This window comes from Bacteroides sp. L008 (genome assembly GCF_040812255.1).
In the GTDB taxonomy this organism is placed as follows: Bacteria; Bacteroidota; Bacteroidia; order Bacteroidales; family Bacteroidaceae; genus Bacteroides; species Bacteroides vicugnae.
This window is the reverse complement of record NZ_JBFNXO010000002.1, coordinates 754,496-769,607: the sequence shown is the minus strand read 5'-3', so window position 1 is coordinate 769,607 and position 15,112 is coordinate 754,496. Positions and strand designations below refer to the sequence as shown.

Annotated in this window: 8 protein-coding genes; all 8 read right to left on the bottom strand. The window is 38.3% G+C overall.

Annotated features, from left to right (window positions below):
- Positions 1 to 40: 40 nt before the first annotated feature.
- The 8 genes from AB3G73_RS22125 to AB3G73_RS22090 all read right to left on the bottom strand — a co-directional run bounded on the left by AB3G73_RS22125 (position 41) and on the right by AB3G73_RS22090 (position 14,983).
- Positions 41 to 2,029 carry a sialate O-acetylesterase gene (locus AB3G73_RS22125; protein ID WP_367745612.1) on the bottom strand — a complete coding sequence of 663 codons (1,989 nt, stop codon included), beginning with the start codon at positions 2,027 to 2,029 and terminating at the stop codon, positions 41 to 43.
- A gap of 154 nt (positions 2,030 to 2,183) precedes the next feature.
- Positions 2,184 to 3,509: a DUF5005 domain-containing protein gene (locus AB3G73_RS22120; RefSeq protein WP_234132307.1), complete on the bottom strand. Its 1,326-nt coding sequence runs from the start codon at positions 3,507 to 3,509 to the stop codon at positions 2,184 to 2,186.
- 22 nt (positions 3,510 to 3,531) lie between these two features.
- Positions 3,532 to 6,621 carry a TonB-dependent receptor gene (locus AB3G73_RS22115; RefSeq protein ID WP_234132308.1) on the bottom strand — a complete coding sequence of 1,030 codons (3,090 nt, stop codon included), beginning with the start codon at positions 6,619 to 6,621 and terminating at the stop codon, positions 3,532 to 3,534.
- 6 nt (positions 6,622 to 6,627) lie between these two features.
- A complete protein-coding gene (locus tag AB3G73_RS22110) occupies positions 6,628 to 8,385 on the bottom strand; it encodes a RagB/SusD family nutrient uptake outer membrane protein (RefSeq protein ID WP_234132309.1) in 1,758 nt (585 codons plus the stop codon).
- An 11-nt stretch (positions 8,386 to 8,396) separates the two neighbouring features.
- Entirely contained in the window at positions 8,397 to 11,519 is a 3,123-nt protein-coding gene (locus tag AB3G73_RS22105; protein ID WP_234132310.1) for a SusC/RagA family TonB-linked outer membrane protein, read from the bottom strand.
- A gap of 45 nt (positions 11,520 to 11,564) precedes the next feature.
- Positions 11,565 to 12,632 carry a DUF4961 domain-containing protein gene (locus AB3G73_RS22100; protein ID WP_234132311.1) on the bottom strand — a complete coding sequence of 356 codons (1,068 nt, stop codon included), beginning with the start codon at positions 12,630 to 12,632 and terminating at the stop codon, positions 11,565 to 11,567.
- Positions 12,633 to 12,649: 17 nt separating this feature from the next.
- On the bottom strand, positions 12,650 to 13,105 hold the full coding sequence (locus AB3G73_RS22095; RefSeq protein ID WP_234132312.1) for a DUF5004 domain-containing protein: 456 nt from the start codon (positions 13,103 to 13,105) through the stop codon (positions 12,650 to 12,652).
- 21 nt (positions 13,106 to 13,126) lie between these two features.
- A complete protein-coding gene (locus tag AB3G73_RS22090; protein WP_367745609.1) occupies positions 13,127 to 14,983 on the bottom strand; it encodes a RagB/SusD family nutrient uptake outer membrane protein in 1,857 nt (618 codons plus the stop codon).
- Between the last annotated feature and the right edge of the window lie 129 nt (positions 14,984 to 15,112).

Below are 15,112 nucleotides of genomic sequence, written 5' to 3'. Positions count from 1 at the left end.
TAATGTGTAACGTACTATTTTTACTGATAGATTGAATGAATCATTTATTGCCAGCAGTGATTCCCGGCCAATCATCCGTACGGAATGGAGATGCCGGAAGATTGGCTCCATTATACAAATTACAGATCGGATTATCAGCCCATGCATATCTAACTGCTACCGGGAAAGCGACTGCCGGCGAAGATACTACGATTGTGTTACCCTCAATCACAGCATCAGCCCAATGGAATTTATGATCGACACCGGCAATGGTAAATCCTTTTATTATTTCGTTATTTGCAGTCTTCAACCCACCGTCCGTATGTTTGAAATAAATACGGATCTTATTACCTTCCATCTGATACGTATCATACATTGGACCGGAATATGGTATTTTCTCACCATAAGTCTGTGCCCGCGCAGCCAATGCCAAACGCCTGCCGACTTCCTGTTTATTTTTCGGATGAATATCAAAAGCATCACCTATATCAATGGTCACAGCCATTCCTGTATTTTCAAGATGCAATGTTCGCGTTTGAGCCTCTCTCAATTCAGCCCAGGTTGCATCCACCGGAGCGGTTTGTTGAGCTGTGAAACTGGCAAGTTGTACCATATAAAATGGAAAATCAGTTCCCCAACGATTCCGCCAGTCGGTAATCATCAATGGCATCAACTCACGATACAGATATGCTTGTCCGGTATTAGCCTCACCCTGATACCAAATGGCTCCCTTTATGCTATAGGGAATCAACGGATTCAGCATCGCATTAAATAAGAAGCCGGGAATATTAGGTTCATTAGCTGTATTTACAGGCATTTGTGGAATATCTTTTATATTCAAAGAAACCTGATATTTCCAATCACCGGCCAATGGTATAGCGTCTGATTGAGAGCGATGGAGTGAAACACTTTCAGGACTTCCATTTATACCTCCTGTACCTCCAGTGTCCATCACACGCACAGCAATCACCGCCTTACCACCTTTTACCAGTTCTTTGGGTACTTTGTAGCTTCTGGGAGCCATCCACCCCTCAGTGTGTCCCACTTGTACGCCATTGAAATAGGTGAAATCATTATCATCAATTACTCCGACATTCAACGTCAGTTCTTTGCCTTCCCATTTTGCCGGAATATCTATTGTTTTTCTAAACCAAACAATACCATTAAAGCCTTTCAAGCCTTGCTCCTGCATCAGCCCCGGCACTTTCATCGTTTTCCATGCACTGTCTTCAAAGTCTGTGACTGTCCATACAGCTCTGCCATCCACAAATCCTTTGTCAATCTTTTCAATCTCTTTCTTCCAGTCTTCCACATCTGAATGGAATTTCTTTTCACGATCTTCGGATGAAATCGGAAGTCCTTTCAGTACCTCTAGTTTCTTCTGCATATCCGGCACGGTTGCCAAAGCCTCTTTACTCGTCCATGTTTCAATATAAGTACCTCCCCAGGAAGTATCTATCAGTCCGATTGGCACATTTTGATACTTATGCAAATCGCGCCCGAAAAAATAACCGGCTGCCGAAAAGTCTGCCACACTTTTTGAAGAGCAAACCTGCCAACCATTACCTGCTGCTTTCATATCATTTATGGGTAAAGGACTTGTTGCTTTCTCTACCAACAAGAAACGAATATTCGGATAGTTATTCGCCTCCTCTTTCTCTTGTTGATAGTTCATCACTTTACCCCAACCTTCTACCTGCATTTCCATATTGGATTGGCCGGAACATACCCATACTTCACCAATCATCACATTGTTCAACTTTACAGGTTTCCCGTCAGAAATAGTTATCGTATATGGCCCTCCGGCGACCGGAGTATCTACTTTAGTCTTCCAATTCCCTTGTGCATCAGCCTGAATAGTATATTTCTTCTGATCCCATGAGGTAGTAATTTCTACTTTCTTATTGGGTTTAGACTTACCCCATACAGGAGCTTGTGTTTGTTGCTGCAACACCATGTTATCAGAAAATACCGGAGATAGTTTGATCTGTGCAAAGACATTACCTCCACACATTAAACACCACAAAATACAGATTAAAGTCTTATTCATATCTGTTTTTCATTTTATTAATTAGTATAAAATTATAATTTATGAACGAACAAAATGGCATTTACCACTAATATGTAACCTTTAAAAGAATAAAAAAGAACCATTCCTCTTTTCACTAGAAATGGTTCTTTCGATTATTTACTACAGTTTAGCCTTACTCTTCATAAAGTTTCTCCCAATTATATACACGATAAAAGTAAGGACGATAAAGATCTGCACTACCCACTGCATTAAAGTTACCACCAAAACCATCAGCCGGATCTGTATTTGTAGAAAACACTAATTCACCTGCCCGTGATAAATGAGGATGCAAATTTACCATATACAAATTGCCATAAGTCTGTACCCCTAGTTTATCTAAAGTATTGGGGAATCCAAACAATGTTTTGCGATCTGTAAAAGGTCCATAAGGTTTATCACTTCGGAAAATATACATTTCATGCCCAAACCATTTAGCTTGTGCCACCATGTAGTAACTATCTCCTTTTTTAAAAACCCAAGGCATACTGCAATCCGTTTCTTGAATTTTGGAAAGAGCAACCTGTTCTTGAGTTGGATAAGTGTTTTGCCAAGAATATTCTCCATCCTCATTGCATACATAATATTCCCATGGACTATCTAAACTATGTGTAGCCGTACGCGCAACTATTATATCATAATTATTATATGAACCATACAAATAAATATGCCCGTCTTCATCTTCATACAAAGTAGAACCGTATCCATAGACATCAGCATCATTAAAATGATGATTTGCACTAATGAGTTTCAAATAGCTTTCATCACCCGGTTTTCCTTCCAAGCTATAAGTAGCCAAACAAATACCTTCATGTCTCATCAGATGTTCATTATCTGTATTATCCACTCCATTCCAAAGAACTTGTAATTGATTATTATACACAGTAGCATCACCAGCCCAATATAACCAATCTTGATCGATCTCCCCTTCCTGTATCTGTGCTTCAGATCTGCTAGCTTTAGGATGACGAATATGAGTACGTGCCTGATAATAGCGCGGAGCATTAGGATCGGTTGTTTGAACAAAATCGGCTAACCAAATAAGATTTTCTTCTTTATCACCAGGTGTCTGCACCATAATAGTGTTACGAGGGAAATTTACTTTATTTCCATCACGTGACCGAGTTTCTCCATCTACAACTCCATAGAAGCTATCATTAAATGACCAAAATGTGTTTCCATCAGGCAACTGCGTCGTTAACACTCCATCACCTCCATTCCATCCTAAAGTACGAGTAAACAACTTATCGTATTTTTTATCTTTAAAAGATACCACATAGTCGTTCCGCTCTAATAATTCCAATTCCCAGGTTGGATCTATATTATTCAATACATTCTCCACCGCATCATCCTGCGGGCTGTTCTTATATTCCAAAGGAAAGGCTTCAAATTTGTCGCAAGCCTCAAATGCTCCACATAACAAAGAGAGCAATAAGATTTTTCCAACTTTATGTTTATTCATAACTATATCTTTTATCAGTTAATTAGAACGTCAATTGCACACCTAAATTCACAACACGTTGGTTCATGTATGCATCACCTGCTGTATTTGTCTTAATTTCTGGGTCTTGCTGATATTTATCATAACCTGTAAATGTCAATAAATTGTAAGCATTCACATAGAAACGAATATTATCTATAGCTTTCGGCAATATCTTCTTTGGAAGTTGATATCCCAAATCGATTGTTTTCAAACGAATATACCAAGCATTAATCAACCAAAAATCAGACATATAGGTACTGGCACTATTAATTGTAGAAGGATTGGTTGTCAAACGCGGGAAACCAATTTCTTCACCATTCTGATAACGTTCCAATGTCCAACGACTAGTATGGATAGGCTGGAACTGACTCTTGAATGACTCAATACCTGTACCGTTAATAGCAAAACTATAATCAAATGACCCCTGAAACAATACATTGAAGCTAAATCCACGCCAATATCCACCAAATGACCATCCTAAAGTAGTAGAAGGCAAATTGGGTTTACCAATAGCACCTTTATCATAATCATCAATCGTTCCATCATTATTTAAATCGGCATATTTCAAATCACCAGCTTGTACAGGAATATCCGTGTAAGGAGTTGCCGGAGCATCTGAAGCACCGGATTGTATCTTTGCAACATCTTCCGGAGTATAATACCCGATCCATTTATAACCAAAGGGTTGATTTAATGGCTTTCCGGTCTCTGCCAACCATGGATATTTTTGTTGAGCTTCAGCTTTATAATCTACCTTATTCTTTGCATAAGAAAATACCAGGTTAGTATTGAAATCAAAATCACCAAAACGATCTTGATAGCTAATCTGACCGTCGAAACCTTGATTAGTAGTCCTTGCTATATTGTTTGGAGAGAAGCCGATACCAAGAACCAAAGGGACGTCATTTCTCGTCACCAATTGGTCATAACGCTTATCTAAGAAGTAGTCGATAGTAAACGAAAACTTATTTAAAAAATTCATATCCAAACCAACATCAAACTTCTTTGCCTTTTCCCAAGTAGCATTAGGAGTTCCCAAATCACCCTCTTTATAAGAGTCAGTAAATTTTGGATAATCACCAAAGGAGTAGCCATCACCTTTCTGATATACTTGATCGTACAAATAACGATTACCCGCTGCTACATCCGAACCAACCAAGCCATAAGAAGCTCTCACTTTCAAAAGTTGCACTTTATTTGCCAGCCAATCTACATTCTTAAAGAAATCTTCTTCCGAAATAGCATAACCGATACCTACGGCAGGAAAGAATCCAAAACGGTTTTTTCTTCCAAAACGGTCAGTTCCGTTATAGGCCATATTGAGATCAATCAAATATTTACTTTTATACTTATACCCCATTGTCAAGGTATATCCTTCAAAATTGCTAGGAACAGCCGCTGATACAAGACCATCTCTATCTACTGTAGTAGTCTGAAGATTATACAGAAACATAGCGCTGACATCATGATCTCCTCCGTTAAATACGCGAGCATAGTTCACCGAAGCTTGAATATTCAAGTCTTTTGTAGCCTTTTCCGTACCACTGGTCACCGAAAACGTTCCATAATCATACACCTTATTCGGATTAATTACATATCCATTAGTCGACGAATCGTAATGATAGGTAGGATATTGAGATCGGTTTGCCTGACGATGATTTTCATCTACACTCGAATATGCCAAGCGATAATTGGCAGAAAGTCCCTGTGTCAAAAAATCCATTTTCCAAGTAGCTCCATACAGAATATTATTATCATTACGACGGGTACGCTTATATCCCTCATTTGCTAAACGGGCATTCAAGGTGGGTTTATATCCTTCCGTATCATTTAGATAAGCATAAGAGCCATCCGGATTCAATACTGGAGCTGAATAAGGATGCATTTTTGAGAAATCGTAAATTTCACCTGTTGCATTCATATTACAAGGTTCGTTGACATTCATAAAGCGTGATGATATATCCAAACGCATACTCAGGTTATCTGTCACAGCAAAGTCAATGTTAGTACGATAATTGAAACGACGGTAGAAATAATTGGAATTCACTCCACTCTCCTTTGTACCAAAATCTTTCACCATACCATCCTGTGTAAAGTAACCCGCAGAAACAAAATATTTCAACCTCTTAGAACCACCGGAAATATCCACATTCACATTCTCCTGAAAAGCACTTTTCTTAAAAATTTCATCATACCAATTTACATCCGGATGTCCGTAAGGATCAGTATGATCCCTAAAAGCCATAACATCTGCCTTTGAGAATGGCCTAGGCATACCATCATTCTCATAAGCTTCATTCACCAAAATAGCTGTATTGTATGAGTCCAAAAATTTTGGAGTACGCACTGGAATCTGCATACCACCTTCCAAACGTACATTGATTTGAGGTTTCCCTTGCTCTCCTCTTCGGGTCTTCACCACCAATACACCATTAGCACCCTTAATACCATAGATAGCTGTTGTAGAAGCATCCTTCAAGATAGATATGCTTTCTATTTCGTTCACATTGATTTGTGACAACTGATCGTACGTATACTGGACATCGTCCACTATAATCAACGGCTTATTGCCATCCGCATTCAATGAACTCACACCACGAATAAAGAAATCAGAAGCATCCTTACCTGGCTGTCCAGATTGTTGTTGGCTAAAAAATCCAGGTAGCTTTCCTGTTAATGCATTTTGTAAGCTACTGGTCGGTACATTACGTATTTCACGTGCTTGTATACCACTTACAGCACCAGTCATCGTAAGACGCTTTGCTTTACCATAAGCCACTACTACCACCTCATCAAGATTTGTCAAGTCTGGCGTTAGCTCCACATTCCAATCACGTTGATTTCCTATTTTCACCGTAAGTTTCTTAAAGCCAATATAAGTAAACTCTAGCACTTCTCCCTTGTTCACCTTCAACTGATAATTACCATCAAAATCCGTAATTGTACCAATTGTCGCATCCTTCACTTTTACATTTACTCCCGGAAGCAGTTCACCATCAGTGGAAGAAACCTTTCCTCTTACTGTTATCGATTGTCCAAAGGCAAACGCAAACAGATTTATACTTAATAATATTAAAAGTATTCTTTTCATAACATATTACCAATTCGGGTTTTGAACCATATTTTTATTCTTTATCACTTCCGAGTACGGAATAGGATAGAAGTAACGTTTCACATTAAACGTAGTAGACAGTACATTTATCTTATTATAAGTCGTTATAGCACCGGAAATTTGAATATTTAAACCTTCCAGAGGTTTCGCGAAAACTTCTTCAGCTATTCTCCAACGGCGGATATCCCAATAGCGTTGTTCTTCAAAAGCCATCTCAACACGTCGCTCGTTCTGAATAATTTTACGCATATCAGTCTTATTTATCGACCCTAATGCTCCTAAGCCATAATTATCATCTCCATCGATACCCGCACGTTTCCTCAATGCAATAATAGCATCATATACATCTTGTGAAGGTGCCGACTGATATTCATTCAACGCTTCAGCATAATTTAGCAATACCTCTCCATAACGATACATTACCCACAAGTGTAGTGCTTCACTATCATACTCGCTTTTCGTTTTATAATCTTTCATGAACTTAGATATATAATAACTAGTTCGGCTATATTCGGCTCCTGAAGGATTGTTCGCTCCACCGAAATTTGTTTGAAGCTGCGTATTCAACCAAGAAGAACCATGATGCAATACTGTTAACTCTAAACGGGGATCACGATCTCTATACGGATCGTTCGAATTATATGTATATTTACTTTTATCTGTGGACTTGCCATCTTTCATTAAAAATGATTCCACTAAATTTTGTGTTGGATTAGTGTTCCCATATCCCTGCGCATTTCCGGAAAATCCCAATGGACCATTAGCTGTTTCAATACCTTTTCCTTTACCTATAGGACGAAAGAAAATCAATTCAGGATTACTTGTTGAGCTATAAAATTCGGTAGATATATTCCGGTAATCAGCTGTCAAATCCAACGTCTTTTTACCATTAGGGCCAAACTCATCAATCACCTCCTTGGCTGCTTGAGCCGCCAGATTCCATCGCTCCGGATCATAAGAAGCATATCCTATCAATTCATTTCCAGGTTCTATAGGTCTCTCATTAAACAACGGACTAGCTGCATATAACAATACTCTGGCTTTCATTGCCATACAAGCTTCTTTTGTTGGTACATGCGCATAGTCGCCACCATCCGATATCGGTAATGAACGAAGATCATTTTTAATTTCATCCAGTTCACGAACAATATAATCAACGCATTGAGCAAATGTATTCCGGGGAAGCTCTATATCATCATTCAAATCGTATACTTGATCACCCACCAAAGTTACACCCCCATAACGTTTCACTAATTCAAAGTAAAAGTGGGCTCTCAAAAAACGGGCTTCCGCTTTCATTGTATAATTCAATGGTTTTACCTCTCCCAACGCATTCGTATATTTCAGGTTGAAAGGCACCACGTCAATATTATTAATCAAGATATTCGCTTTACGGATTCCTTGATAATATTCCCCCCATTCCATATCTGTTACACGAGTCAATGCCGAATAGCGTCCTATTAGCAATTTATAGACAGCTGGGTCATTATTGTTGATGGAGACAGCATCATCCGAAGCAGCATCCAAAAAATCACCACCCACCCGATTATATCCACTATATAAATGTTCATAATAGATATTGTTCAGAAATCGTCTGGATTGTACACCAGCCGAATCGACTCTGGAAAACAAATAATCAAGTGTGAATTGTTCTACCGGTTCTTTCTCATATCCATCGTTACAAGCCGAAGCCATGAACAACAAACCTGCACCTAAAAATGTTAAATATTTATTTCGTACCATACAATAATTCATTAAAATCTGATATTAATACCTGTACTAATGCAACGTTGTAACGGATAGCTTGTGAAGCTAACTTCCGGGTCAACTAAATCGCACGCAGACTTCGTAAACAAGTTTTGTCCATTGACAAACAGTTTTACACGCAAACCACCTAAATTGTTACGACAAAATGAATCGGGCAGGTTATATCCCAAACTTATATTTTTTAGACGGATATAGTTTCCGGAACGTAACCAGAAAGAGGAATTCCAGCCATTACCACGGTTATAATTATTTCCACCAGCCGTCAGTCTTGGGAACGTAGCAGTTTCAGCTGTTTCCGGAGTCCATCGTCCCAACATGTTTTCATAAGCCTGACCATAAAATTGACCATTTTGTTGGAAACCTTCGGTTAAAGTGACATCGCCTAAATAGTAATCACGGTTATAAGCTCCTTGCCAAAGCATTGAGAATTCCAATCCTTTCCACTCAAAACCCAAATCAATTCCAAAGTAAGAATACGGTTTATCACCACCAATCACAGTACGGTCAAACTCATTAATCACTTTATCACCGTTCAAGTCTTTGTATTTGATATCACCTGGCTGAATATTTTCAAATCCTTCGATTACCGGACTATTTTCTATTTCTTCTTTGGAAGTAAAGAATCCATCGGCTACCAATCCGTACATGACTCCTACAGGACGACCCGTCTGACGTAGATACTCTTCCGGAACATACTGTTCGTCCATATAGAGCAATTTACTTTGATCACAACTCCAGTTAGCAGAAATATAATAATTGAAATTGCTTACACGGTCTTGATAAGTCACAGAGAGTTCTCCACCAAAACGACGTACTTTACCTATATTTTCTGTCGGATAATACTGTCCAATTAACTGGATACTTTTGCCTCTGCTTTGAAGCAAATCAAAATATTTATCATTGTAATAATCTGCAGTCAGTTTCAAGCGGTTACCAAATAATGATAAATCAACTCCCACATTCAACTTATATGCTTTTTCCCATGTCAAGTAAGGATTTGCTAACGGAGTATTTTCCGTTGTAAGATTTCCCATACCCAAGTTTGTTCCCATTGGGTAACCAGCTGCCACGTTGCTAGAAAAAGTTTGTCGATATCCATAATAACCAGAGTTATCCATACCATTACCTGTCTTACCAAATGTTCCACGTATCTTTAACTGATCCAACCAATTAGCATCTTCCATAAAATTTTCTTTGCTTATATCCCAGCCAAGACCAAACGCGTAGAAGGTTCCCCAACGATTACCCGGGGCATAACGATTGAAATAACTTTCACTCAAAGCAGCCTGTACAAAATATTTCTCCGCATAATCATAAGCTACGTCACCTATAATATTGGAAGGCAACTGTGGTAAATCATAATTGACCAATGTTTGACGAGTGTCGCTCATTAAAGTAGCTTTTACTCCATGTTTTCCAAAACGCCGATTGTAGTCGACAGCAATCTGACCATACATTTGCTGGTAACTAGTCACAGAATTAAAGAAATTAGATTGAGTATTTGTGGCTCCATGCAAAGTGTAGAATTCTTTCCCTTCTTTATCAAATCCATAAGCATATACCGGAGCACGTTTACTTCTTTGAACATACGAACGGTTCTGAATAGAAACATTACCCACCATACGAACCGACAGACCCTCCACTAATTTACCAAAATCATATTTCAAGTTAACGCCTCCTACCATATCTCTCGCGCTATCCTTGATATAACCTGAATTAATCGATTGTGACACCAAGTTATTGTCAAATGTTTTATTACCACCCCATGTTCCATTTGGATTTTTAATAGGATAAGCATTATTAGGAGTATTATAAATAGAATTTAATAAGCTCCCATAAGAAACACCAGGTTGATTACCATCTTCCACGCGACCAAGCAAAGTTACTTTTGCTGTAAAGTCATCAGTAATATTGATGTTCACCTTCGAAGAAATCATATAACGTGAATATGATAAATTCGTATCATGCGCATCATTATCTGTGGGATTTGCAAACAACCCTTTTTCACCCTGATAGCCTATACTGACAAAATATTGTGTGACCTTATTACCTCCTGTTACATTTAGGTTATATGCCTGTGTAGTAGCATTTTTGTTCAATATTTCATCGAACCAATTTATATCAGGATGTGTGTATGGACTAGAATGTGTACGGAACTTATTAAAGTCATCGTATGAATAAAGCGGATCTTTTCCGTCATTTTGCAGTGCTTCATTCAACAAGTATGCATATTGATATGCTGATAGAGGTTTAGGAGTTTTCAATGCACTCTGCACACCAAAACGTCCCGTAAAAGATAAATGGATTCCTTCATTAATAGGTTCTTTAGTTGTAATCAGTAAAGCACCACGCGAACTACGCATGCCCAAAAACATTGATGACAACGCATCTTTCTGTATAGATACCGACTCGATAGCTTCCGGGTCGAGTGAATATAGTTCTCTCTGGATACCATCAACAACTACTATTGGAGCATTACCACGTGAACCGACACCAAATTCAGTGTTATCACTATAAAATCCCTCCCCAAATAAAGGAACGCTACCAACCAAATCATTTCTTGAATTAGAGGCAATCTGATGCGCACGAGCTCCTGCATATTGACTTACATTCAAACCTGCCATACGACCTTGCAAGGCTGGTAAGATGGTTGTCCCCATCATAGACGACAAGTCATCCGTATACACAGTAGCAGCAGATCCTAAATAGTTTTTCTTATTTTTAGGCTCATAAGGGCCACTAACGGTTTTCCTATTTTTAATAAATTGTTCATTTAATGTCACCTTGAATACGCGCTCTGTATTCCTCAACTTATTAACCTTAACTTCTTTGTGAATGAACTCCGGATGTGACAAACGCAATACATCTCCTTTTTTCATTTGAAATGTAAAAACACCATCAATCCCTGTTATAACTTTAAAATCACTATTTTTCATGGTGATCGTTACATCCGGAACCGGATTACCGTATTGGTCAACCACCTTACCAGTAATATTAGCACCACCTACTTCCTGCGCAAAAACTTTCGGAGACATCATTCCCCAAAGCATACCCATGGCAAGCAATACAAAATAAAACCGTCTACTTATTTTAGTTACTATATTATACATATAATTTATCTATCTTTTAATATTAATAAAAAGAACATGATGGCTTTATTCACAGGCTAGTTCGCAAATAAAAGGTTCTTTCTCACCTTCTACCTCTCCCCCTTCCGCAGCTATTTTATCATCAGTACTCGTAATACTAAGCGTACCATCCTCATTTGTGAATATGTACTCAATATGGGTGATCGTTTCCCCCTCTTGAATTCCAAAATATTCTGCCGGCCAAATTGTTAAATTAAAGATATTACTAAGAATACTGTCTTCCTTAGGCATCAACGTCTTTGCACTCTTTTCTTTTACTTCATATGTATTGCCATTATCTGTATATGCTATAGCTTCCAGATAGATAGCATCTGCCTTCTTAAGCTCATTGTCATATGTATCACCTAGGAAAGTGAATGTCACAAAGTCATCTTGTAATACTGCTAGCGGTTCAACTTTATTATAGTGAAAAGCACAGAAATCAGTTACTTCTCCTACTCCTTCTACCACTTCGAAGCAGTCGTTACTAGGTACATACTTCTTGTATTTCATACCGTGTTCGTCATTTGCAGGAAAATCGTCTTCTGCAAAATTAATGAAGAAAGCAGGCTTAAAACGGAGATTTTTAGGTCCGGTTTTACATTTCAAAGTTATTTTAATAGTAGCGTTCTCATGTTCAAGCATCGTATAAATCTTATTCGTACTAAAGGCTACCCATTCCATATCGTTCAAGACATTGGTGCCCACACCATATTCAGCCCTTAATACTTCCGCCCAAGGTACATCCACATTTTTGGGCACTAATTGGGGGTCAACAGGTGACATGGGAAACGAAGTTATTCCATCTTCCTTACCAGTAGCCGTATAGGTCACAGTTGTATTCTCACGTGCATTCCAACTTTTCGGGACTAAGATTGCCATAAGAAACTTCCTCGTTTGATTTTCTGCTGATTCGATATGCGCATCAATAGTAAAAGTTGCAATTTCTCCTGCTTTTGCCCAATAAATGGGATTCTCTTCCGTTCCTTGGTTGATATTGACCTTATCAAGATAAACACATCCGACTACAACAAGAGCCATCAGAATACTACTGCCTACCCAAGCAACCCTATTTTTTTTTATATTCGTTTTCATAAAATTACCTTAAAACATTATTCTGTTACTTGCTTAAAAGTATAGATATACTTATTTGTATGACATCCCGGACTCAAAGTGATGGTCATCTGACGTTTTCCATTTACTGTTCGAAACCCAATAAGTGTCTTTATTTCCTTCTCTGTCCCATTTTCTTTAAAAAAAAGATGGAATGGATATATTGGATCATCTACACTCCAGCTACCATTACCTTTCACGATAAAAGGTAAATAGTTTTCTATTTTGTATGTATTATCTTCATTCAGCACAATATGGAAACGCGTAAAATCCATCATGTCCGTAATGTCTACTCCATTTCGAGAAACAGCCGACAATTGCCAGTTGGCATTTATGTTTTTAGCTACTTCTGAATAATTTTCAGGGGTTATTTCATCTTTAAATGTATTGCAAGAGCTGACAGCTATCGCCAATGTAAAGAAAACCCCCATTGTAAATCGTATATTTAATTTCATATTATACTCTATTTCTTAGAATTATTCGTAATAAGGATTTTGTATCAAATCTTCAGACTTCACCGTTTCTTTATAAGGAATAGGAAAGAAGTACATCGCTTTACGGAAAGTATGTTTACGCACCGGAATTATCTTACCCTTCTCCGTCACACTTTTTGTAATTTCGAATCCATGCATCTGTTTATTCTCAGTTTCCTCAGCAATCATCCAACGGCGCACATCAAAGAAACGATGTCCCTCGAATGCCAACTCAATGCGACGTTCTAATCGAATAGCATCTCGCATTTTCTCATAATCCCTATCTATCCCCTCTGCCAATCCATATCTGCCATCCTGTCCAGGGTCGATACCTGCACGTTCACGAAGTTTTTCCAACACTTTACGAGGACTTATAGTATACTCACCTAAAACATCCTCATGATCTGGACCATAATATTCATTGGCTGCTTCTGCATAATTCAGTAGAATCTCAGCATAACGAATCAAGTCAAATGCTTGAGAAGTACCTACAAACCAATTTCCCGCTAATTGACGATGACTAAATTTACGAATATAATATCCAGTTGGCGTACCGCTTCCAAAAGCATCGGTAGTTGATCCTTCCCCTTTATGAGTATAAACGACGTGGTCTTTGTCACCTCCACTCATCATTACACTACCATTCCAAACAACCGTGTTGGCAAAACGCGGGTCACGTCCTTCTGCCGGTTTCAAAGGATCATAAGGATATTTATCACTTTGTCCTATTGATTTCCCATCTTTCATAGGGAACTGTTCTACCAAGTCATGATAAATATAACCACCATTACCATTCCCGCCACAAGTGGGAGGTCCAAATAATGCTTCACGCTGATTTCCTTCTCCCGGTCTACATTCGAACAATGCTTCACAGTATGTTCCATTCGGATAAGTCACTCCATTAGCACCATCCGACACTTTACCAAAGTCATTGTTATGGAAAATGGCATAAAATCCCCAACCAGGTTCAGCACTTCCTTGGTTATATCCACCACTTTCTATATGGCGTATATAAATGGAATAACGGTTCAATTTTATCACATCAAGAGCTGCATCGACAGCCGCTTTCCAGCGTTCTTCTTTATACTCAGGATAACCAATCAACTCTTTGGGGCAATTAGTAGCTATACCAAAATCACTACCATTGAATAATTTACTGGCTTCGTACAAACGAATACGTGAAATCAGTCCTTTACATGCTCCAGCTGTAGCACGTCCATTATCCATACCACTGAACACAATAGGCAAATCTTTCGCAGCCAATTCACATTCATCTACAATGTATTTCACACAATCAGCATATGTGTCACGCTTTGTTTTCATATCATCTGCGACCTCATATATGGTATCACCAAGCAAAGGCACTCCACCATAATGACGTAACATCATCGCATAATACCATGCGCGCAAGAATCGGGCTTCTGCCTTATATTGGACCTTAGTAGATTCAAGTAACGGAGCAGCATCTACGTACTTCATAAATAAATTCACTCTTCGGATATTAGTGTACGCCTTCTTCCAAACATCATCTTCTAATACATTTAGCGAATTAATAGTTCCGGTAGCAAACATCACATCATTGGTTACATCAGAGACAACTTTATAAGCAGCCTCATCACAAGCAGTTTGTAAGCCTCCATGCTCTTTCGTTACCCCGAAAGCATTAGTTGTGTATCGATTAGGCTTAACATCATAACCAACATCTACATAAATTTGAGAAAGGAAACCTGCCGTATATGCACTATCCGCAAAGACAGACTCCCGGTCAAGATCTGTCGTTTCAATTTGCTCTAAATTAGCGCAAGATGAAACCAACCATACACCTGCAATAGGTAAGAATAAATAAAATAAGCTTTTCATATACAATAGAAATAGCGGTTAATAAATCGTTTATAAACTCTGTTAACAGTAAAATTCATTATTATTAGTTTTTTTTATCATGCTGCATTTATATTTTATAAAGTAAGAACGATTATAACAGATTATACC

Bases quoted from the DNA above. Each gene is read 5' to 3' on its own strand.
- AB3G73_RS22120 (WP_234132307.1), bottom strand. From the start codon at position 3,509: ATGAATAAACATAAAGTTGGAAAAATCTTATTGCTCTCTTTGTTATGT.
- AB3G73_RS22105 (WP_234132310.1), bottom strand. From the start codon at position 11,519: ATGTATAATATAGTAACTAAAATAAGTAGACGGTTTTATTTTGTATTG.
- AB3G73_RS22100 (WP_234132311.1), bottom strand. From the start codon at position 12,632: ATGAAAACGAATATAAAAAAAAATAGGGTTGCTTGGGTAGGCAGTAGT.
- AB3G73_RS22115 (WP_234132308.1), bottom strand. From the start codon at position 6,621: ATGAAAAGAATACTTTTAATATTATTAAGTATAAATCTGTTTGCGTTT.
- AB3G73_RS22125 (WP_367745612.1), bottom strand. From the start codon at position 2,029: ATGAATAAGACTTTAATCTGTATTTTGTGGTGTTTAATGTGTGGAGGT.
- AB3G73_RS22110 (WP_234132309.1), bottom strand. From the start codon at position 8,385: ATGGTACGAAATAAATATTTAACATTTTTAGGTGCAGGTTTGTTGTTC.
- AB3G73_RS22090 (WP_367745609.1), bottom strand. From the start codon at position 14,983: ATGAAAAGCTTATTTTATTTATTCTTACCTATTGCAGGTGTATGGTTG.
- AB3G73_RS22095 (WP_234132312.1), bottom strand. From the start codon at position 13,105: ATGAAATTAAATATACGATTTACAATGGGGGTTTTCTTTACATTGGCG.